We start from the raw sequence: 20,560 nt of genomic DNA, 5'->3' as shown, positions 1-20,560 counted from the left end.
TTCCAGCAAAAGTGCGAAGCGGTTTTGCGTAGGATAATGCGTAAAAAAGAGTGAGAGCGGCTCCGATAAATCGTTTACTGCCGGAGCAGCTCTAACCCTTAAACAGCATTGAATTTACGTGCTTTTTGTTTCGCATTTTGATATGCGGGCAGACATTGAGCGTATCCCGAAAAGCGGGAACCGGTTTTCGGATATGATACGCGTCAAAAAATAGCGAAGAATTCCATGACCGTCGCATACAGGCGGCGGGAATGGTGTCTGATTGACTTTTGACTGGGAAATTGACCGGGAACCGGAAGGGAATAGGATATGTCGCAGGCGAACAGTGCTTCTCTCGAAGCATTCTTTAATAAGGGTCTTGAAGAAGCGGATGCTGAAATTTTCGGCGCAATCCGCAAGGAGCTTGGCCGTCAGCGTCACGAAATCGAGCTGATTGCATCGGAAAATATCGTTTCCCGCGCAGTGCTTGAAGCTCAGGGTTCAATCCTCACCAATAAATATGCCGAAGGTTATCCGGGTAAGCGCTATTATGGCGGCTGCCAGTATGTTGATATCGTTGAAGAACTGGCGATTGAACGTGCGAAGAAACTGTTCGGCGCAGAATTCGTCAACGTGCAGCCAAATTCCGGCAGCCAGATGAATCAGGCTGTATTCCTCGCGCTGTTGCAGCCGGGCGATACATTCATGGGTCTGGATCTGAATTCCGGTGGTCACCTGACCCACGGTTCTCCGGTCAATATGTCCGGTAAATGGTTCAATGTCGTATCCTATGGTGTGCGTGAAGACGATCACCTGCTGGATATGGACGAAGTGGCACGTCTTGCCCGCGAACATAAGCCTAAGCTGATTTTGGCTGGTGGTACTGCCTATTCCCGTATCTGGGACTGGAAGCGTTTCCGTGAGATCGCCGATGAAGTCGGTGCATATCTGATGGTTGATATGGCGCATATTGCCGGTCTGGTTGCTGCCGGTGTGCATCCGTCGCCAGTGCCGCATGCCCATGTCTGCACCACCACCACCCACAAATCCCTGCGCGGCCCGCGCGGTGGTATGATCATGACCAATGACGGTGATCTGGCCAAGAAATTCAACTCGGCTGTATTCCCGGGTCTTCAGGGCGGCCCGCTGATGCATGTGATCGCCGGTAAAGCGGTTGCACTGGCAGAGGCGCTGCAGCCTGAATTCAAGCTCTATGCGCAGAATGTTGTGGCAAACGCCAAGGCTCTGGCAGAGAACCTGAAGAAAAATGGTCTCGATATCGTTTCCGGCGGCACCGACAACCATCTGATGCTGGTTGACTTGCGTCCGAAAAATGCAACCGGCAAACGCGCTGAAGCAGCACTGGGCCGTGCCAATATCACCACCAACAAAAACGGTATTCCGTTCGATCCTGAGAAGCCTTTTGTAACCTCCGGTATCCGCCTCGGCACGCCGGCCGGTACAACCCGCGGCTTCGGTATCAAGGAATTCGAACAGATCGGTGATATGATTACCGAAGTGCTCGACGGTCTTAAAGCTGCCAATTCCGATGAAGGCAATGCAGCTGTTGAACAGGCTGTTCAGAAAAAAGTTGTGGAGCTGACCGAAGGCTTCCCGATGTATGGCTATCTGGGCTAAGCCGGTTGTGACTATGTTGTAATTTCAGACGCCGCGTATCACATAAGTGTTACGCGGCGTTTTTGTCTGTGCAGCTTGCCGGACATAGCTGATGACAAAGCAGCCTATCTGCTTTAGATAATTTCAATCTGAGTGAATTATAGTCGTTTACAACCTGTCAGGCTGGAATGGCTGCCGTGCTGCAAGGCGCGGTAACAAGTTGAGAGTTGAGCCATGCGCTGTCCGTTTTGTCAGTCTGAAGATACGCAGGTCAAAGATTCCCGTCCGGCGGAAGACGGTTCGGTCATCCGCAGACGTCGCGTCTGTTCTGTATGTGGCGGCAGGTTCACGACATTTGAGCGCGTACAATTGCGCGAACTGATGGTGGTCAAGAAAAGCGGCCGCCGTGTGCCTTTCGACCGCGATAAGCTGATGCACTCAGTGCAGGTTGCGCTGCGCAAGCGTGAGGTTGACAGTGACCGCGTGGAACGCGCTGTTTCGGGCATTGTGCGCCAGCTGGAAAGTTCCGGCGAGGTTGAAATTCCGTCGGAAGAGATCGGTCGTCTGGCGATGGAAGCGCTGAAGGGCGTGGACGATATTGCCTATATCCGTTTCGCTTCTGTTTATCGCAATTTCAGTGTTGCCAAAGACTTCCACAATGTCATTGATGAGCTTGGCCATCCGGAAAATGCTGCATCATCGAGCAATGAGGATTAAAGTTCAGAGCGCTTAATGTGCTCTGGCTTTGGGCAGGTTTCTGCTTTTGAATAAGAATTTGAGGCATGGATGTTCGTTGAACCTGATGCCTCTTGTGAACTGAATGCATATTGGCAACTGAAAATTGTTTCGGGTCAGATGCGTGTTAAAGTAAATAGGTTTTGAATCTGTTTGGCTTAAAGGCAGGCGGTACAAAACACTCCGTACTGGAATTTGGCATATGAATGAACCTCAGAACGCGACAGCCCGTCAGACCCATTCTGGTGAGGGAAGTGCATCGGAGCTTGATAAGCGCTTTATGGCGGCTGCAATCCGCTATTCACGCCGCCATCTTGGTATTACGGGAACCAATCCTTCTGTGGCGACGCTGATAGTGGCGGATAACGGCCACGGGCCGGTGATTGTTGGTCGCGGTGTGACGGCTGAAGGCGGCCGTCCGCATGCCGAAACACAAGCGCTGGCTGAGGCCGGAGAAATGGCAAAGAGCGCAACCGCCTATGTCACGCTGGAGCCTTGCGCTCATCACGGCCACACACCACCTTGCGCATCCGCACTGGTCACTGCAGGCATCAAGCGTGTGGTTGCTTCCAGCAGCGATCCTGATCCGCGTGTTGCAGGCCGTGGATACCAGATTTTGCGCGATGCAGGGCTGGAAGTTGTCACCGATGTCTGCCGCGAGCAGGGCGATGATGAGCTCGCAGGTTATCTGTCACGCTCTTTCCGCAAACGTCCGGAAGTGATGCTGAAGCTGGCACTGTCGGTTGACGGCTATGTCGGCTGCGTCGGGCGTGGGCAGATTGCCATTACCGGTGCGGTCAGTATTGCGCAGGTGCATATGCGCCGTGCCCAGACCGATGCGATTATGATTGGTGTCGGAACAGTCATTGCGGATGATCCGGTGCTGAATACCCGTTTGCCGGGGCTGCAGGATCGTTCGCCGATCCGCGTTATTCTCGACAGCGAGTTGCGTATTCCGCTCACATCCAAACTGGTGCGTTCCGCGCGTCAGGTGCCTTTGTGGATTGCCGCCAGCAATAATGCTGATCCGGCAAAACGCCAGCAGCTGATTGAAGCCGGCTGCCGTATTCTGGCGACGGAATGCGAGGATGAAAAAATCGCTCTGCCGGAACTGCTGGATGACCTTGCAGCGCAGGGCATTGCTACAGTCATGGTTGAAGGCGGAGCAGTTGTTGCACAGGCTTTTCTGGCACAGGGACTGGTTGATAAGCTGATGATTTTTGACGGGCCGAACCCGATCCTTTCCAACGGAGATGGTCAGGCGCTGGCGGTTGAAGGTTTGCAGGCTTTCATTGATGCGGATTTTGTCAAAACCGGCGAAAGCCATTTTGCGTCAGATGTTTTGAGTGAATACAAGCGCAAAGCAGGTTTTTGATAAGCAGGGAATGAGAAGGATTTCTTATGTTTACAGGCATTGTTACAGATATCGGTGAAGTTGCTGAAATCAGCCCGATGGATGAAGGTGTAAGACTGCGTATTGATACGCATTATGACCCGAAAACCATTGAGATCGGTGCATCTATTGCCTGTTCGGGTGTGTGCCTGACAGTTACCCGCCTGCCGGATATTGAAAGCAATGCCTGCTGGTTTGAAGTGGAAGCATGGGAAGAAGCCCTGCGTCTGACGACGATCAGCGAATGGAAAGCCGGACGCAAAATCAATCTGGAGCGTTCGCTGAAGCTTGGCGATGAAATGGGCGGTCATCTTGTATCCGGCCATGTCGATGCCATGGCGGAAATTATCAATATTCAGCAGGAAGGTGAGGCAGTGCGCTTTACCATCCGTGCACCGGAAAATCTGGCGCCGTTTATCGCTCAGAAGGGCTCCGTGGCACTGGACGGCACATCGCTGACAGTCAATGGCGTTAACGGCAATGAATTTGATGTGCTGCTGATCCGCCATTCGCTGGAAGTGACCACATGGGGCACACGTCAGGTCGGCGACAAGATCAATATCGAGATCGACCAGCTGGCGCGTTATGCAGCCCGCCTTGCGCAGTTTAAGGCATAAATACCTTTTTTATGACAACCGGACGGGATGCCGCTTATGCAGATAAGCGGCATCTTTGTTTTATGCGTGCGACAAAATCACTGAAAAGCTGCAAACAGGGATTACTTTTCAGCCGCAATGCTGTAGAGCAGCAGTCATTACCGTTCAGGCGTTGCTTTAACTCAGTTGTGCAGATTGATCTGTCGCAGCAGGGTCTCGCTGTTGTTGCGGGCAAAAAGCATATTGAAAAATGTATGGCTGCTTACATTGTAAGTGCCGCAGGTTTCTATAGAATATGATTTATATACGTTCCCGTAAGCAGCCTGTGCCTGCGGGAGAGGATACAGTGTTCTTGACCTGTGGCAGTTTCAGATAAACCGCTCTGGTAGTCGTGGATTCAATTGCTTTAAAGGCAGCTGATTATGGAGAATGAGATGACCGGAAATCTGGCCTATCCGCCGCATATTCTGATTGTTGAAGCCCGTTTTTACGATGCGCTTTCTGACGCGCTTCTGGATGGTGCCAAAGCGGCGCTGGATGAAGCCGGTGCGACTTATGATATTGTGACGGTCATGGGCGCTCTTGAAGTTCCTGCGGCTATCTCTTTCGCTCTTGATGCTGAGGCCGGTGGCGGCACAGAATATGATGGTTATGTTGCGCTTGGTACGGTCATTCGCGGCGAGACCTATCATTTTGAAATCGTTGCCAATGAATCCTCCCGCGCATTGACAGACCTGTCTGTGGCGGAAAGCATTGCGATCGGTAATGGCATTCTCACTGTTGAAAATGAAGAGCAGGCCTGGGCCCGCGCCAAACGCAGTGAAAAAGATAAGGGCGGTTTTGCAGCGCGCGCTGCCCTGACGATGATTGATTTACAGAAAAAATTTGGAGTCTGATATGACCGCCCCTCATGCGACGCCGCAGAATGCGCCGCGCACCGCCAATAAGCGAGGCGTCGCACGCCTTGCTGCCGTTCAGGCACTGTATCAGATGGAAGTCACCGGCACCGGCGTGCTGGACATTGCTGCTGAATATGAAAATTTCCGCCTCGGCAAAGATATTGACGGCGATCAGTATCTGGAAGCTGACCCGCAATGGTTCCGCGCCATTATTGCCGGTGTGGTTGCCGACCAGCGCGTGCTGGATCCGATGATCCGTCAGTCGCTGACTGAAGACTGGCCGCTGTCGCGCCTTGATTCGACCCTGCGTGCGATTTTGCGTGCGGGTATCTGGGAATTGCGCACTAAAAAAGAAGTGCCGACAGCCGTTATCGTCTCGGAATATGTAGATATTGCCAAGGCTTTTTACGAAGAAGACGAGCCGAAACTCGTCAATGCTGTGCTGGATCGTCTGGCATTCGAAATTCGTGGCGAGAGCCGCGGAACCAGAAAAACGCCGCGCTGACGGTGTTTGGCAGAGGTGATTGCCTTTGCGATGCATTTTAAAGCCATCAGAGCCGGTACAATATTGTGCCGGCTTTTTTTATATTGCCGGTACTTGCGCTGTTACCGTTTTTAAAACAGGCACTTGACCTTTGTTACAGGCTTTCGCATCCTGCGCACAGAATACCGGAAGACAAGCCTGAAGCATGCTGATCAGACAGATGCTGAACGAAACATAATCCTGAAGACTGAGAGATTTCAGAGCGGGATTATGGGGTAAATCAAACTGCCGGACTCTGAACTGAAATAACTGCCCTCTGTTGCTGTCTGAACAGACTGTGAGCGTTTTCAGAAGCGCACTCCGCGCTTTAAATGACTGCTGTATCTTGCTCCATGCCGTCCTCCGTTATCGGGAGATAATCCGGTTCTCATTCCGGAATTATAAAGGCCGAAGAATAAGGGGAATACGCATGGCAGTTCTCATACTCATTCTTATTTGTGGCATTCTCGCACTTGTCTATGCAGGCTGGGCAATCCGCTCGGTACTGGCATCGGATGCGGGTAATGCGCGGATGCAGGAAATTGCAGGAGCAATCCGCGAGGGTGCACAAGCCTATCTTGCACGCCAATATATGACGATCTTTTTCGTCGGTGCGGTGGTTTTTCTCATTACATGGTGGTTGCTGGGTGCCTATGCGGCTTTCGGCTTTCTGATCGGGGCGGTTCTGTCCGGCGTGGCCGGCTTTATCGGGATGCATGTCTCCGTGCGCGCCAATGTGCGTACAGCACAGGCGGCATCGATGAGTTTGGCAGGTGGGCTGGAGATAGCGTTTCGCGCCGGTGCAGTCACAGGCATGCTGGTGGCAGGTTTGGCGCTGCTTGGCGTTGCCGGTTATTACACATGGCTCACGGTAATAATGGGCTATGCTTCCGGTGACCGTGTGGTGATTGATGCACTGGTGGCGCTTGGCTTCGGTGCTTCGCTGATTTCCATCTTTGCGCGTCTTGGTGGCGGTATTTTTACCAAGGGGGCCGATGTCGGCGGCGATCTGGTCGGCAAGGTTGAAGCCGGTATTCCCGAAGATGATCCGCGCAATCCGGCAACCATTGCCGATAATGTCGGCGATAATGTTGGTGACTGTGCCGGTATGGCTGCGGATTTGTTTGAGACCTATGCGGTAACCGTGGTGGCAACCATGGTGCTGGCGGCGATTTTCTTTGCAGGTACGCCATTGCTGCCAGTAATCATTCTCTATCCGCTGGCTATTTGCGGGCTTTGCATTCTCACATCCGTTGCGGGAACATTCTTTGTGCGGCTTGGCACGGATAACTCCATTATGGGGGCTTTGTATAAGGGGCTGATTGCAACCGGTCTGCTGTCTGTGGTGGGGCTTGCAGTAGCAACCACACTGACTATCGGCTGGGGAGAGGTCGGTACTGTTGCCGGTATTTCCATCACCGGTACAAACCTGTTCATTTGCGGGCTGATTGGTCTGATTGTCACCGGTCTGATCGTGGTGATTACGGAATATTATACCGGAACCAACAAGCGTCCGGTTAATTCGATTGCGCAGGCCTCCGTCAGCGGACATGGCACCAATGTCATTCAGGGACTGGCTGTATCGCTGGAATCAACGGCATTGCCTGCGATTGTCATCGTATTCGGTATCATCACCACCTATCAGCTGGCCGGATTGTTCGGCACAGCGATTGCGGTGACAGCGATGCTCGGCATTGCCGGTATGATCGTAGCACTCGACGCCTTTGGCCCTGTAACCGATAATGCCGGTGGTATTGCGGAAATGGCGGGGCTTGATCCGGAGGTGCGCAAGGCAACGGATGCGCTGGATGCGGTAGGCAATACCACTAAGGCGGTAACTAAGGGCTATGCCATCGGCTCGGCCGGTCTTGGTGCCTTGGTATTGTTTGCAGCCTATTCCAATGATTTGGCATTCTTTGCAGCAAATAGTCAGAACTATCCGTATTTCAGCGATATGGGGCCAGTCTCTTTTGATCTCTCCAACCCCTATGTGGTTGCAGGACTGATCTTCGGCGGTCTGATTCCCTATCTGTTTGGCGGTATCGCTATGACGGCAGTCGGACGTGCAGCGGGATCGGTGGTGCAGGAAGTGCGCCGTCAGTTCCGTGAAAAGCCGGGTATCATGAGCGGTACGGAACGGCCGGATTATGCCCGTGCGGTGGATATTCTCACCAAAGCTGCGATCCGCGAGATGATTATCCCGTCATTGCTGCCGGTGCTGGCACCATTGGTGGTTTATTTCGGCGTATTGCTGATCTCCGGTTCCAAGGCTTCCGCTTTTGCTGCGCTCGGTGCTTCTCTGCTCGGCGTGATCGTCAACGGATTGTTCGTGGCGATTTCTATGACTTCCGGCGGCGGCGCATGGGATAATGCCAAGAAGAGCTTTGAAGATGGCTTCACTGATGCCGATGGTGTGAAGCATATGAAGGGCTCGGAAGCGCATAAGGCTTCGGTCACCGGTGATACTGTCGGCGATCCTTATAAGGATACGGCAGGGCCAGCGGTCAATCCGGCAATCAAGATCACCAATATTGTGGCATTGCTGCTGCTGGCCGTACTGGCGCATCAGTAAAGCGTGCAGGTAAAGAAAAACGCCGGTGAGAATATCTCACCGGCGTTTTTGTTATCATCACTGCAATCATGCAGAAATAGTTTAGATCGTGCCCGGCAGAGAGGTCGGCATTTTGCCAACGCCCTGAATAAGCTGACCGATAAAGCTCTGATCTTTACCGCCGGTTGGTGTTGTGCGGGAGATGAAGTCGAAGACTTTACCATCCTGCAGACCATAATGGGCGATCTGAGAAACTTTGCCATCCTTGTTGAAGTAAACAGCAAGAATGCGGCGGTCGATAATTTTAGGCGCCATGAACTGCGCAACACGATAACGCTTCTGCGAAATATAGTAGAAGACTTCATTATCAAATGTAGCTGTTGTTGACGGGGTGCCGAGCGTCAGCAGAACCTGCTCACGGCTGGAACCGACAGGAACAGAATCAAGTGCCTGTTCATCAAGGACGTAACCTTCAGTCAAAGTTTCTGAAGGATTGAGCGTGCTTGCGGTATTGCAACCGGCAAGCCCGAGCGAAAAAAGCACGGCTGCGCCTGTAATGAGCAAGCTTCTGCTGCGGTTTTGTGCGAAAATACGCTGCAACGACGACATCTCCATAACCATTATCCCAACGGTACTTCCGTATCCAGATGAACTTGGGTAAACCACCTTGCATCCGGATGCAACAAAAGCATGGGCGTTAAATGATGATTCTTAATTTATTAAGACGCAAATCCCGAGTAAATGAAGCAATTACACTGTTGATTTATGAGAAAATCGTGGCGGCAGCACGACAAAAACGCTTTTACGCGGAGTTTCTTGTGCCCGATACGCCGATCGGCCGCTATGAAATGCTGTCTTTACATGTGTTTTTGCTGATGCACCGGCTGAAATCTGAAGATCCGGCACTGAAAGAACTGACGCAGGACATTGCCGAAGAGTTCTTCAAAGATGTCGACCATTCCCTGCGTGAGCTTGGTATCGGCGATCAGGGCGTGCCGAAGCGCATGAAAAAACTGGCGCGCATGTATTATGGCCGTGTGCTGAGCTATGCTGAGGCAATCGACAAGAATGACAGCGCGGCATTGGCTGTCGCTCTCGGCCGTAATGTGCGTCCTGATCTGACCGAGGCCGGTAAAGAATGGGAGCATAGTGAGGCAATGGCCGCTTATGTGATGCAGGTTTATACGCATTTACGTGAGCAGCCGGACAGCAGTTTCCTTGAAGCAAGCTTCAGCTTTGCATAAATAATACAAATACAAATACAAATACAAATGCCGGTATTGCACCGGCGTTGAAACGAAATGGACTTATCATGACTAAACATAACGGGTCGGGTAATGCGGGCTTAAGCCATCCGGTGCCGGTGGCGCATGTGCCGCCTAAGGGCATGACCGTTAAGATCGAAGCCAATGAGAAAGAGCGTGCTCTTCTGGCTGCCAATCATGAATTGCTGTCGGTTGATTCATTCACGGCAGATTTTCTGATTACACGTTGGAAGAAAGACGGCATTAAACTGCGCGGTCATATTGAAGCGCAGATCGTGCAGGCTTGCGTTGCGACGCTTGAGCCGATCAATGCAACGATCAGTGAAGAAGTGGATACGGTTTTCGTACCGGAAAACTCCCGCCTTGCACGCATCCGTCTGGATGAAAGCGGTGAAATGCTGATTGATGCCGAAGGGCCGGATATGCCGGAAACCTTTGAAGGTGACCGTATTGATATCGGCGCTGTGGCTGAGGAATTCTTTGAACTGGCACTTGATCCTTATCCGCGTAAAGCCGAGGCGGATTATATCGAAATCATCGAAGATGATGAAGATGAAGACACAAGTGACATCAAGCCGGATTCGCCTTTTGCCGGTCTGGCCAAGCTGCGTGACAAAAACTGAGATTCTGTTTTCAAACGGCGGATGCCCTGCGTGATTTGAATGGTCAAAGCCTGTAAAGTGCTTTATATTCAAAAACATGCTGTGGGAGCTGCCGTTTCGCGGAATGTTGTCTGCGTGCCAAAATTAAAAATAAGTTGTGCGCGCAGGCAAAAAAGTTATTTTGCAAAATTCAGGGCGGGTTGCAGTGCTGTATAGGGCTGCAACTTCGCAGATGAAGAAGACGAAGATATTCACGTTTGCTTTGCGGACGCGGAATATACATTTAAATCATGCCGGACAGGCAGCCTTTATGGCAAACCCGTGTGGTTTTGTGAGGACCGGTATAGGACGATCAAGTGGTCACAATTTCTATTGACGCTATGGGGGGCGATTTTGGCCCTGAAGTGGTTATCCCCGCTGCGGCGAATGCACTGGAGCGTCATCCTGACATCCGGTTTGTTTTTTATGGCTTAGCAGGCCAGGTCGAACCTTTTCTGGATAAATTTCCTAAACTGAAAGCTGTATCGGTGCTGCATATCAGCGAAACCGCGGTGCAGATGGACGATAAGCCTAGTCAGGCTTTGCGCAATGGTCGCGGCAAATCCACGATGTGGCAGGCGATTGAAGCAGTGAAAAACGGCGAAGCCGATGTTTGCGTATCCGCAGGCAATACCGGTGCGCTGATGGCAATGGCAAAATTCTGCCTGCGTATGATGGCAAATATTGAACGTCCGGCGATTGCGGCGATCTGGCCGACCACGCGTGGCGAAAGCATTGTGCTGGATGTAGGTGCGAGTATTGGTGCGGATGCCCGTCAGCTGATTGATTATTCGGTGATGGGTGCCGGTATGGCGCGCGCGCTGTTTGAAATTAAGCGTCCGACAGTCGGCCTGCTCAATGTAGGTGTTGAGGAAGTCAAAGGTCTGGACGCAATCAAGGAAGCGGGTGCAGCCCTGAAAGCAACACCGCTGCCGGGCTTTGAATATAACGGCTTTGTTGAAGGCGATGATATCGGCAAAGGCACCGTGGATGTTGTTGTGACGGAAGGTTTCTCCGGCAATATCGCGCTGAAAACCGCCGAAGGTACTGCCAAACAGATTGCGGCCTATCTGCGTGGTGCGATGAGCCGCACATGGATGGCGAGGATCGGTTATATTTTTGCCAAAGGCGCATTTAACCGTCTGAAGGAAAAGATGGATCCGAACAAGGTCAATGGCGGGGTGTTTCTTGGTCTCAATGGTGTCGTCATCAAAAGTCATGGCGGCGCTAATGTTGACGGCTTCTGCTCGGCGATTGAAGTCGGCTATGACATGGTGCGCAACGGTCTTATGCAAAAGATCGAGGCGGATCTGACCACATTCTACAGCCATTACAAAGCTGATGATGCTGAAGCGGCTGGCGATACGACAGACGCAACTGCAAAACCGGCCTGATCCTTTATATTCAAGCATTTCACAGTCAATTTGGATCAACTTGACGGCAGTGATAATGCGACAAACTAAAGAATCTAGAGCGAGCGCCGTGACCCAACCTGGACGTAAATCGCTCTAGAGCATGTCGCGGAAAAGCGGATAGCGGTTTTCCGATAGTGACATGCGCAAAAACAAGGAGATAGAGCGAGTACTGTGATGTAATCTGCAGGTAAGTCGCTCTATCGTAAATTCGCCTTATATGATTTCCATATAAGCTTTATTCTGTCAGTCATTGCTTTCCGTTCAGGCATTTGTAATGACTGACACTATATTGCAATTATCCGGCGATAAATTCACGCATGTGTCTCGCCGGACGAGCACGCACAATATCAATATATGTATCCGGTGTCGTCGGATGGCTTGCTTTGCGCCAGATCCCCGACAAGATGCCCGATATGTCAGACAGGAAAATTACTGATGATCAGATCCGTCGTTAAAGGCATTGGTGCAGCCACACCGGAACGCGTTGTAAAAAACGCCGAGCTGGAAGGGGTTGTCGAAACATCTGACGAATGGATCGTTCAGCGCACAGGTATCCGTCAGCGTTATATTGCTGCGGAGAATGAAACGACCGTATCTCTCGGCACCAAAGCCGCACAGGCTGCTCTGGAAAATGCCGGCCTGACAGCGGATGATATTGATCTCATTATTCTGGCGACCTCCACACCCAATCATACATTTCCGGCCAGCGCTGTCGAAATTCAGAATGCGCTGGGCATGAAGCACGGCTTTGCCTTTGATATGCAGGCTGTGTGCAGCGGTTTCGTCTATGCGGTGACAACGGCTGACATGTATATCAAGAGCGGCATGGCCAAGCGCGTGTTGGTGATCGGCGCGGAAACATTCTCGCGTCTTCTCGACTGGAAAGACCGCACGACCTGCGTATTGTTTGGTGACGGAGCTGGTGCGCTGGTTCTCGAAGCCGGTGAGGGCAATGGTCTGACCTCTGATCGCGGTGTGCTGACAGCCAACCTGCGCTCTGACGGTTCCCACAAAGAAAAGCTCTATGTTGATGGCGGCCCTTCAACAACCGGGACAGTCGGTCATCTGCGTATGGAAGGCCGTGAAGTTTTCAAACATGCGGTGGGCATGATTACTGATGTGATCGAAGCCTCTTTTGCAACCACCGGCCTGAGTGCTGAGGACATTGACTGGTTCGTTCCGCATCAGGCCAATAAGCGCATTATTGATGCCTCTGCCAAGAAGCTGAACATTGCAGAGCATAAGGTTGTGATCACCGTCGATCAGCACGGCAACACATCCGCAGCTTCCGTGCCGCTGGCTTTGGCGACTGCGGTGAAAGACGGCCGCATCAAAAAAGGCGACCTTATTTTGCTCGAAGCAATGGGCGGCGGCTTTACCTGGGGTGCGGTTTTGCTGCGCTGGTAGGGCACTCAAACAGCATTTCAATGGCTTATTGACTGAAAAGAAGTTTCATACGGTACAAAAGTCTGCTTGACCATCGGCGTTGCATCTGTGTAACCTGTTGCACATACAAGATATTATCACCTTTAACGCTAGCCGAGTAGGTTCATCATGGGGGGTAAGACTGTCACGCGTGCCGATCTGGCTGAAGCTGTCTATCGCAAGGTAGGGCTTTCACGTACGGAATCTGCGTCGCTTGTTGAAATGATTCTTGACGAAGTCTGTGATGCCATTGTGAATGGTGAAACTGTTAAGCTTTCATCTTTTGCAACATTTCAGGTCCGCGACAAGAATGAGCGCATTGGCCGTAATCCGAAAACCGGTGAGGAAGTTCCAATTCTGCCGCGTCGGGTTATGACCTTCAAAGCATCAAATGTGCTGAAACAGCGTATTCTGGATCAGCATCTTGCCCGTCAGGGTAATAAGGCCAAGGCCTGATTATCTGCCTTACTTAAAGGCTTCCGATTTTGAAGCACCGGCTGCATATGTGGCCGGTGTTTTACTTTCTGCGCATGTTATGGCGGATCAGGGCCTGTCTCAGTGCCGTGAGTGATACGGATTTTTAACCTTGATAGGTTTTCCGCTTAAGGCATTATGCAGCCTGCGATTTTTGCATTATGGTAGGTGATAATAAGAATCATTATAAATGCCGAACAAAGTGTCGCGGTCAGAACCGGATTCTCGACTTTTTTGTCAGAGATAGGCCTGTTTTTTATATGTTTATATGCGGAATGCCTTGTTTTTGCAGGAAATGTGATTCATTCAAGTTGTGTATCGTTTGAGTGATACTCCTTTACGACCGGAAAGGGGCAGTACATGAATAAAAGTCCTGATGCGTTTAAGACGATCAGTGAGGTGGCGGAAGATCTGGATTTGCCGCAACATGTGCTGCGTTTCTGGGAGACGCGCTTTACCCAGATCAAACCGATGAAACGCGGCGGCGGACGCCGCTATTACCGTCCGCTGGATGTGGAACTGCTCAAGGGCATCCGTCATCTGCTCTACGATCAGGGTTATACAATCAAAGGTGTGCAGCGTTTGCTGCGTGAAAATAATGCACAATTCATCATTGCGCTCGGCAATGGTGATGTTGCTGCCGTTGAGGCGATAACACGTCAGAAACAGGCAACAGCTGCGCAGGATGCGGCGATTGATGATTATGATCCGGAAGAACAGCGCCAGTCTTCAGGCGGCCGTAAATTATTCGGCCTGCTGCGCGGTGATGAAGAGGGGCCGATGGGCGCTGATTCCAAGCGCCTGAATAAAGACAACCGCACTTTGTTGCAGGAAGCGCTTTTCGATTTGCTGGAATGTAAACGCCTGCTCGATCAGGTGCGCTAAAGATAGTTTCTGACTTTAGGAAAACGGGGTGGTGTAAACCGCCCCGTTTTTGTTTTTAGGGTCTCAGGCACGCTTCAGACGAAGCACTTCACGATTTTTTGAATCAATCAGGATTAGTTTGTTTTTGCTGAGTTTCCAGCTTGTGACCAGATTGAGTGCAGCGTGAAATTTGGAATCCTGCTGCATCATAGGCGGCGGGCAGGCCATCAGTGTTGCGCCAACCGGCTGCACTTTTACTTTATCGCCTTTAATTTCCATGCCGCCCATATAGCGATTGCAGCCGCCACTGCCGGAAATTTTGCCATCCTGCGCAATATCAAGGGTGGATTGCACTTTTGCATGCACTTTATGTCCCTGAATTCGCTCTGTAATCCAGTTGCCGTAAATTCCGGATTCCGCAGCATTGGCGGTGCCCATACCGCTGAATATAAGACCGGTAGTAATAATGGCTGTTTTAATGAAGCTGACTTGCATCTCTGTCCTCTATTTTGAAACCGGCTACGCAATTTTCGTTTAGCTTAATCATGCGGATTGCATTTGAACAGGAGTTAAATTATATAGCATAATAATTGTTAGCTTCCTATCTATGTGTGTACTCATGAAACCTGCAATCATACAGAAACGTGCTGATTTGCTCACGGATATGTCCGTGGCGGGGCGCAAGCTGCGCACTTTATTTGATGCATTCGCCAAAGAGCACGACATGACATTGTCCCGTGCCCGCACGTTGTTTTTGCTTTCAACCCATAAATGCATGACGCAGACCGAACTGGCTGCGGCATTGGAAATTGAGACGCCGACACTGGTGCGCCTCATTGACGGGCTGGAAAAGCAGGGACTGGTCACACGGCGTGCCGTGGAGGGCGACAGACGCGCCAAGCACATCATTCTGACCGAAGCGGCACATGATCAGGTGGAAGAGCTGCACGTTGTCGCTGAGCAATTGCGCATCCGCATTCTTCAGGATCTGAGCGAAGCCGATCTGGATGAGGGCTTACGCATTATGCGGGTAATTTTGAAGAATATGGAAGCAATCAGCTGATTTTATCATGGCAGATATAAGAGTGACCGGAAAGGATGAGCCGAAAGAGGCCGGAGATGATGCTGATGCAGTGCTGCATCCGGCAAATGCCGGTGTGCAGGAAGCTGAGAAGCCAACAGCTGAAGCTGTGCCTTCCGCCTCACAACAGTCGGTGAAACCGGCACTTGTTGAGGAAGCGGTGGAAGCTCCTGCATCTGATGCCCCGCAGGTTCCTGCGGCTCCGCCTGTACCACCGGCAAAACCGTTTCTGCTTTCTGCTGCTTTTGTGTGTGCATCTCTGTTGATGTGGATCACACAGGGCATTGGCCTGAATATGGTTGCAGTCAATATTCCGCAAATACAGGGCGGACTTGGCGCTACGACTGCGGAAACAACATGGCTGCTTGCTGCCTATATGGCGCCAAATGTCAGCCTGACATTGTTCCTGATGAAAATCCGCACGCAATACGGCTTGCGCCGTTTCACAGAACTGGGGCTGCTGACATTTGTGGTGGTTACATCACTGCACTGGTTTATCCATGACCTGAACTCGGCATTGATTGTGCGGTTCTTTTCCGGGGCTGCAGCATCGCCGATGTCGACGCTCGGCTTTTTCTATATGCTTGAGGCATTTCCCCCGAGCAAGAAAATGAGCTGGGGGCTGTGTCTTGCTTTGACCTGCACGACACTTGGTGCACCGCTTTCGCGGATTATTTCTCCTATATTGCTGGATGCCGGTCTGTGGCAGCAGCTTTATATGCTGGAAATCGGTCTGGCGATGCTGTGTTTTGCAACAGTCTATACACTCAAGTTGACACCGATCCCGCATCAGAAAGTGCTCGAAAAGCTGGATTTCATCAGCTATCCGCTGATAGCAACCGGTTTCGGGCTTTTGGCGATGATGCTGGTTGTCGGCCGTTTATACTGGTGGCTTGAGGCACCGTGGATCGGCATCTGTCTCGCGGTTGCTTTTGCTGCTCTGGCATTGGCCGCAGCGATTGAATTCAACCGTGAAAATCCGCTGATTAACATCCGCTGGCTGACAAGCAGGCAGACGCTCACTTTTACCGGCATGTTGCTGGTGTTTCGTCTGGTGCTATCGGAGCAGACAGCGGGTGCCACGGGTATGTTTCAGGCGCTCGGCATTTATAATGAGCAAAGCACCGGCCTTTACTGGGTTCTGATTATCAGCTCGTTTATGGGCGGTATCAGTTGCGCGATGGTTATCCGTCCGGGACGTGAGGCCTATATTTATGCAGTTGCGCTGATATTGATTATGACCGGTGCCTTCATGGATGGTCATGCCAATAATCTGACCCGTCCTGAAATGATGTATCTCAGTCAGGGGATGATTTCATTCGGCGGAGCCTTGTTCTTGCCGCCTGCTATGGCGGCGGGCTTGATGAGTGCACTGAAAAACGGACCGGCTTATATCACCAGCTTTATTGTGATTTTCATTTTCACGCAGAGTGTGGGCGGGCTGTTTGGCTCCGCAGTCTTCGGCAGCTTTGTAACATGGCGGCAGCAGCATCATATGCGTGCGCTTTATGACCAGATTGTACTGACTGATCCTCTGGTGACCTTGCGTATCTCGCAGCTATCGGCAGCCATATCGAAGGTTATCACTGATCCTGCCTATATTCAGGCTGAAGGTGCGGTGCTGCTTGGCCAGCAGATCATGAAGGAAGCAACTGTGCTCTCCTATAATGATCTGTTTCTGCTTGTATCCGCTATCGCCGCGCTGACTTTGGTCATTCTGATTATCCGTCGCGCTGTTTTCCCCGTAATCGGGAAACTTTGGCGCTTGATTCACGGGCGCGCAATTGCGCAGCCCGCATAAGTTGATTTTGATTTGTGAGTATCTGAAATGCAGAAGATTTTTCGTAATTCGGCAACATTGTTTATTCTGGCTATTGGTCTCTGCGGCGTATTGTTCATCCTTTATGCCTGGCAGCTGCCGCCATTTCGCTCCTCTGTGCAGATGACAGAAAACGCCTATGTCCGCGGGCAGGTCACAATTATCAGTCCGCAGCTGGCAGGTTATATAAAGCAGGTGCCGGATCGTGATTATCTGCGTGTGAAAAAAGGTGATGTGTTATTTGCGCTGGATGACCGCATCTATGTGCAGAAGTTGAAACAGGCTGAGGCCATGCTGGAAACACAAAAAGCTTCTTTGGCAAATTCTGAGCAGGATCGTTTAGCCGCAGAGGCACGGACACGCTCCGGCGAAGCAGTGCTGAACAGTGCGAAAGTGGCGTTGAATGTGGCCGAGGCGAATTATAACCGCGTGACACCTTTGCGTAAAAGCGGGGTGATGACCCAGAGCAATGAAGATCAGTCCTTATCTGCTTTGGAACAGGCGCGCGGTGCTGTCAGTCAGGCTGAGGCTGCGCTGGAAGTGAATAAACAGGATGTACAATCCATCATTGTTCGCAGGCATTCTCTCGAAGCGGCTGTGACAAATGCAGAAGCTGCAGTTGATCTGGCCAGAATTGATCTGAGCAATACAAAAATTATTGCGCCTCAGGATGGTGTACTTGGGGAAATCGGTGCGAAGCCGGGGCAATATGTCAATATTGGTGCACAGCTGACTAATCTGGTGCCTGATAAAAAGTGGATCATTGCCAATTTTAAAGAGACGCAGTTTTACGGTATGAAAGCCGGACTGCCGGTGACATTCACCGTGGATGCATTAAACCATGAGAAAATGACCGGTCATATCGAAGCTTTTTCTCCGGCAACAGGCTCGGAATTCAGTGTTTTGAAAGCGGATAATGCGACAGGGAATTTCATCAAGGTAACGCAGCGGCTGCCGGTTCGCATTGCTATTGATGGCGGGCAGGAGCAGGTCGAACGTCTGATGCCAGGTATGTCGGTTATCGTAAAGGTTGATACCAGAGTTGCAGCGGAATAATGCTCGCAGGACAACAGAGCGAGGTCTGAATGCAAGCTATAGAGATACGTCCGCTTATACGCGATGAGGTGGTATCAGTCTGGCAAATTGAGCGGCGCGAGATTGTTCAGGAAGTCTACCGTTTCACTGACGGCCGCTTGCAGTTACATTCAGAGTTCTATGATACGCGCGACTGGCCGGACGGGGAGCCTGAGCTCTATACGCCAATCTTGCTGGAATGTTACGATCATGGTGGCACATTTACCGGTGCTTTTGCGGGAGGAAAACTGGTTGCGGTGGCTGTTGTTGATGCGCGGCCGGTTACGGATTATCCGCAATATCGGCAGTTGTCTTTTTTGCATGTCAGTCATGATTGGCGCGGGCGCGGATTAGCCTCGCGTCTCTACCGGAAATCTATGCAAATTGTCAAAGAGCAGGGTGCGGAAGGGTTCTATATTTCTTCAACCTCAACGCGGCATACGGTCGAGTTTTATCTGCATCAGGGTGGCCATCCGATAGGACAGCCGGATCAGAAACTATATGCTCTGGAGCCGGATGATATTCATCTGATCCATCAGTTCTGATCTTCCATGCACGGCTTTATTTTTTGCAGCGTTGTTTTCCAAGCTGAACTTTAAATTGTCTTGGCCCTACCAGTCCGGCCTTTGCCGGGAGCGTGATAATGGTTGCTTTGATTGAGCAATTGCCTGCGACCACCAAATACTGGTCTTCACTCTGATAAACGACTTTGGTGACAGCTTGTTGCGGAGACAGTGTTTCAGTAACCGCAGAGATGACAGCATTCATTTCATTTGCGCGTTGATACTGCGGTGCAAGGGCCGCCAATGATGCTGAACTCAGTCCTGTCATCAAAAGTGCTGTTGCAATCATTTTAAGAAATAGAATGCGCATACTGAATCCTTTGCCGGTTATATTACTGCATGAGCTTGCATAGAGGGCGAATGTTCGGTGGATAGTACACAGGAAATCATACTTTAATCATCACTGAAATCAGGCACTTCGCCAAAGCTTGCTAACAGGCGCGGCGCGTTCATATCGCCGCTTTCTTCATCAACCATCACAGCATAGGCCGCAACACCAATAAACCGGCCGGACATAGATGTGGCAATCTTAATGGCACCTGCCTCACTGGAAGCAGGGCGCATTTCCGCCGCAACAAGTTTCTGATTATTCTTACGAAACGGCATAATGATATATTTTTCAGGGTTTTGTGCGGCGAGAGACATTATAGAATCCTCTGTTTGTTCTTATAATGTTCTTATTTTTGGTTGCGGTCAAGCGCGATTATTGAGGTCTGAATTAAGGAAAGAGATGGCAGCTGAAAGTGGAATGGCTTCATTGTCTTGCCCCCGCTGAGAATAAAATTTAGAAGGAGCAGAATTGTAACGTGAGCCATTCTATGAAAAATCTTGTCATTAATCTGGATAGATCTCCCGACAGGCTGAAACATTGTCATGAGCAATTTGGGCGCTTGAATCTTGATTTTGAACGTGTGGCTGCCGTTGATGCGCGTGGTTTGTCTCAGAGTGAACTCGACAATATTGTTTTGCATAAAGATTGGCCAAAGCCGACAAATTCTGAATTTGCATGCTTTATGAGCCATCGGAAATGCTGGGAAATTCTAGTTGCCGGTACGGATGAATATGCCGCAATTTTCGAAGATGATATTATCCTCAGTGATAGTGCAGCTGATTTTCTTGAGAGTTCTGACTGGGTTCCGGGTGACATAAATTTACTGCGCTTTGAAACCTTTAAAACGAAGGTCTATTTTAAACGATGGGGGAATGTATCAGTAAAGAATTGGCAGCTGCTGAGAATGCTGAGTTTTCATGCAGGAACGGGTGGTTATTTAATATCCCGTAAGCTGGCAGCCGAGCTGTTAAAACTATCAAGTAATTATATGCCGGTCCCTATAGATCATTTTTTGTTTGATCCGTTGTGCGATGGATTCTCCCGCACAAATATATATCAAATGTCTCCTGCGATTTGTGTGCAGGAACAGGTGTTGCAACCTGAAGCATTGACATTAGGACAGAATATTGAGGGGCGTTCTGTCGTGGATATGATTGAAACCCGTCGCAGTACTTTGTCAAAAACGCATAAAATTATGCGTGAACTTAAAAAAGGCGCGACAAAAATTAAAAATTTTGTTTGGCAAAAAAGAATGATCGTTGATTATCTTTAGATCAATGAAGAAGAGTCTGCCTGTGTGCGTCAGGCAGACCAT

The 20,560-nt window shown here is 50.7% G+C and carries 22 protein-coding genes; 18 read left to right on the top strand and 4 right to left on the bottom strand.

Annotation, left to right across the window (positions count from 1 at the left end; genetic code table 11):
- Positions 1-309 precede the first annotated feature (309 nt).
- From glyA to BKD14_RS10225, 7 genes are all read left to right on the top strand, one after another.
- Complete coding sequence (gene glyA, locus BKD14_RS10260) at positions 310-1,617, top strand: serine hydroxymethyltransferase (RefSeq protein ID WP_022710481.1); 1,308 nt, start codon at positions 310-312, stop codon at positions 1,615-1,617.
- Positions 1,618-1,830: 213 nt separating this feature from the next.
- A complete protein-coding gene (gene nrdR, locus BKD14_RS10255) occupies positions 1,831-2,313 on the top strand; it encodes a transcriptional regulator NrdR (protein WP_022710482.1) in 483 nt (160 codons plus the stop codon).
- Positions 2,314-2,533: 220 nt separating this feature from the next.
- Positions 2,534-3,706 (top strand): bifunctional diaminohydroxyphosphoribosylaminopyrimidine deaminase/5-amino-6-(5-phosphoribosylamino)uracil reductase RibD, encoded by a 1,173-nt coding sequence (ribD, locus tag BKD14_RS10250; RefSeq protein ID WP_075655654.1) that lies wholly within the window; start codon positions 2,534-2,536, stop codon positions 3,704-3,706.
- A gap of 26 nt (positions 3,707-3,732) precedes the next feature.
- Positions 3,733-4,341 carry a riboflavin synthase gene (locus tag BKD14_RS10245; protein WP_075655652.1) on the top strand — a complete coding sequence of 203 codons (609 nt, stop codon included), beginning with the start codon at positions 3,733-3,735 and terminating at the stop codon, positions 4,339-4,341.
- 413 nt (positions 4,342-4,754) lie between these two features.
- Positions 4,755-5,216, top strand: a complete 462-nt coding sequence (locus tag BKD14_RS10235) for a 6,7-dimethyl-8-ribityllumazine synthase (protein ID WP_028233523.1) — start codon at positions 4,755-4,757, stop codon at positions 5,214-5,216.
- Position 5,217: 1 nt separating this feature from the next.
- The gene (gene nusB / locus BKD14_RS10230) at positions 5,218-5,724 is read left to right on the top strand and encodes a transcription antitermination factor NusB (RefSeq protein WP_075655648.1); all 507 of its coding nucleotides are present in this window, start codon (positions 5,218-5,220) and stop codon (positions 5,722-5,724) included.
- 448 nt (positions 5,725-6,172) lie between these two features.
- Positions 6,173-8,314: a sodium-translocating pyrophosphatase gene (locus BKD14_RS10225; protein ID WP_075655646.1), complete on the top strand. Its 2,142-nt coding sequence runs from the start codon at positions 6,173-6,175 to the stop codon at positions 8,312-8,314.
- Positions 8,315-8,395: 81 nt separating this feature from the next.
- On the opposite strand, the gene BKD14_RS10220 is transcribed toward BKD14_RS10225, so the two are convergent.
- Positions 8,396-8,908, bottom strand: a complete 513-nt coding sequence (locus tag BKD14_RS10220) for an outer membrane protein assembly factor BamE (protein WP_075655863.1) — start codon at positions 8,906-8,908, stop codon at positions 8,396-8,398.
- Positions 8,909-8,997: 89 nt separating this feature from the next.
- On the opposite strand from BKD14_RS10220, the gene BKD14_RS10215 reads away from it, so the two are divergent.
- From BKD14_RS10215 to BKD14_RS10190, 6 genes are all read left to right on the top strand, one after another.
- The gene (locus BKD14_RS10215; protein ID WP_075655861.1) at positions 8,998-9,537 is read left to right on the top strand and encodes a ubiquinol-cytochrome C chaperone family protein; all 540 of its coding nucleotides are present in this window, start codon (positions 8,998-9,000) and stop codon (positions 9,535-9,537) included.
- A gap of 68 nt (positions 9,538-9,605) precedes the next feature.
- Entirely contained in the window at positions 9,606-10,181 is a 576-nt protein-coding gene (locus BKD14_RS10210) for a DUF177 domain-containing protein (RefSeq protein WP_075655644.1), read from the top strand.
- Positions 10,182-10,516: 335 nt separating this feature from the next.
- The gene (plsX, locus tag BKD14_RS10205) at positions 10,517-11,593 is read left to right on the top strand and encodes a phosphate acyltransferase PlsX (RefSeq protein ID WP_075655641.1); all 1,077 of its coding nucleotides are present in this window, start codon (positions 10,517-10,519) and stop codon (positions 11,591-11,593) included.
- Positions 11,594-12,049: 456 nt separating this feature from the next.
- Positions 12,050-13,021 carry a beta-ketoacyl-ACP synthase III gene (locus tag BKD14_RS10200; RefSeq protein WP_075655639.1) on the top strand — a complete coding sequence of 324 codons (972 nt, stop codon included), beginning with the start codon at positions 12,050-12,052 and terminating at the stop codon, positions 13,019-13,021.
- Between the two features lie 147 nt (positions 13,022-13,168).
- Positions 13,169-13,495 carry an integration host factor subunit alpha gene (locus tag BKD14_RS10195; RefSeq protein WP_022710773.1) on the top strand — a complete coding sequence of 109 codons (327 nt, stop codon included), beginning with the start codon at positions 13,169-13,171 and terminating at the stop codon, positions 13,493-13,495.
- A 378-nt stretch (positions 13,496-13,873) separates the two neighbouring features.
- Positions 13,874-14,398, top strand: coding sequence for a MerR family transcriptional regulator (locus BKD14_RS10190; RefSeq protein ID WP_022710774.1), 525 nt, complete (start codon positions 13,874-13,876; stop codon positions 14,396-14,398).
- 63 nt (positions 14,399-14,461) lie between these two features.
- On the opposite strand, the gene BKD14_RS10185 is transcribed toward BKD14_RS10190, so the two are convergent.
- Positions 14,462-14,872, bottom strand: a complete 411-nt coding sequence (locus tag BKD14_RS10185; RefSeq protein ID WP_022710775.1) for an META domain-containing protein — start codon at positions 14,870-14,872, stop codon at positions 14,462-14,464.
- 124 nt (positions 14,873-14,996) lie between these two features.
- Between BKD14_RS10185 and BKD14_RS10180 the strand changes: the two genes are divergently transcribed.
- Genes BKD14_RS10180 through BKD14_RS10165 form a run of 4 tightly spaced genes read left to right on the top strand, consistent with a single transcriptional unit; the run spans position 14,997 to position 18,896 of the window.
- Positions 14,997-15,440 carry a MarR family transcriptional regulator gene (locus tag BKD14_RS10180; RefSeq protein ID WP_075655637.1) on the top strand — a complete coding sequence of 148 codons (444 nt, stop codon included), beginning with the start codon at positions 14,997-14,999 and terminating at the stop codon, positions 15,438-15,440.
- A gap of 7 nt (positions 15,441-15,447) precedes the next feature.
- On the top strand, positions 15,448-17,259 hold the full coding sequence (locus BKD14_RS10175) for an MFS transporter (protein WP_139316378.1): 1,812 nt from the start codon (positions 15,448-15,450) through the stop codon (positions 17,257-17,259).
- Positions 17,260-17,286: 27 nt separating this feature from the next.
- Positions 17,287-18,333, top strand: coding sequence for an HlyD family secretion protein (locus tag BKD14_RS10170; RefSeq protein WP_075655635.1), 1,047 nt, complete (start codon positions 17,287-17,289; stop codon positions 18,331-18,333).
- A gap of 29 nt (positions 18,334-18,362) precedes the next feature.
- Positions 18,363-18,896, top strand: a complete 534-nt coding sequence (locus BKD14_RS10165) for an N-acetyltransferase (RefSeq protein WP_075655633.1) — start codon at positions 18,363-18,365, stop codon at positions 18,894-18,896.
- Positions 18,897-18,912: 16 nt separating this feature from the next.
- Here BKD14_RS10165 and BKD14_RS10160 read toward each other — a convergent pair whose 3' ends face one another.
- Positions 18,913-19,224, bottom strand: coding sequence for a hypothetical protein (locus BKD14_RS10160; protein WP_075655631.1), 312 nt, complete (start codon positions 19,222-19,224; stop codon positions 18,913-18,915).
- Positions 19,225-19,307: 83 nt separating this feature from the next.
- On the bottom strand, positions 19,308-19,559 hold the full coding sequence (locus tag BKD14_RS10155; protein ID WP_022710779.1) for a hypothetical protein: 252 nt from the start codon (positions 19,557-19,559) through the stop codon (positions 19,308-19,310).
- A 173-nt stretch (positions 19,560-19,732) separates the two neighbouring features.
- Here BKD14_RS10155 and BKD14_RS10150 point away from each other — a divergent pair, with 173 nt between their 5' ends.
- Positions 19,733-20,518 carry a glycosyltransferase family 25 protein gene (locus BKD14_RS10150; protein ID WP_075655629.1) on the top strand — a complete coding sequence of 262 codons (786 nt, stop codon included), beginning with the start codon at positions 19,733-19,735 and terminating at the stop codon, positions 20,516-20,518.
- The last annotated feature ends 42 nt before the right edge of the window (positions 20,519-20,560 follow it).

Origin of the sequence: Pseudochrobactrum sp. B5 (assembly GCF_001939785.1) — a bacterium.
Classification (GTDB): Bacteria; Pseudomonadota; Alphaproteobacteria; order Rhizobiales; family Rhizobiaceae; genus Pseudochrobactrum; species Pseudochrobactrum saccharolyticum.
Note: the sequence above shows the minus strand (reverse complement) of the source record. Positions and strands in the feature narration are given on the sequence as shown.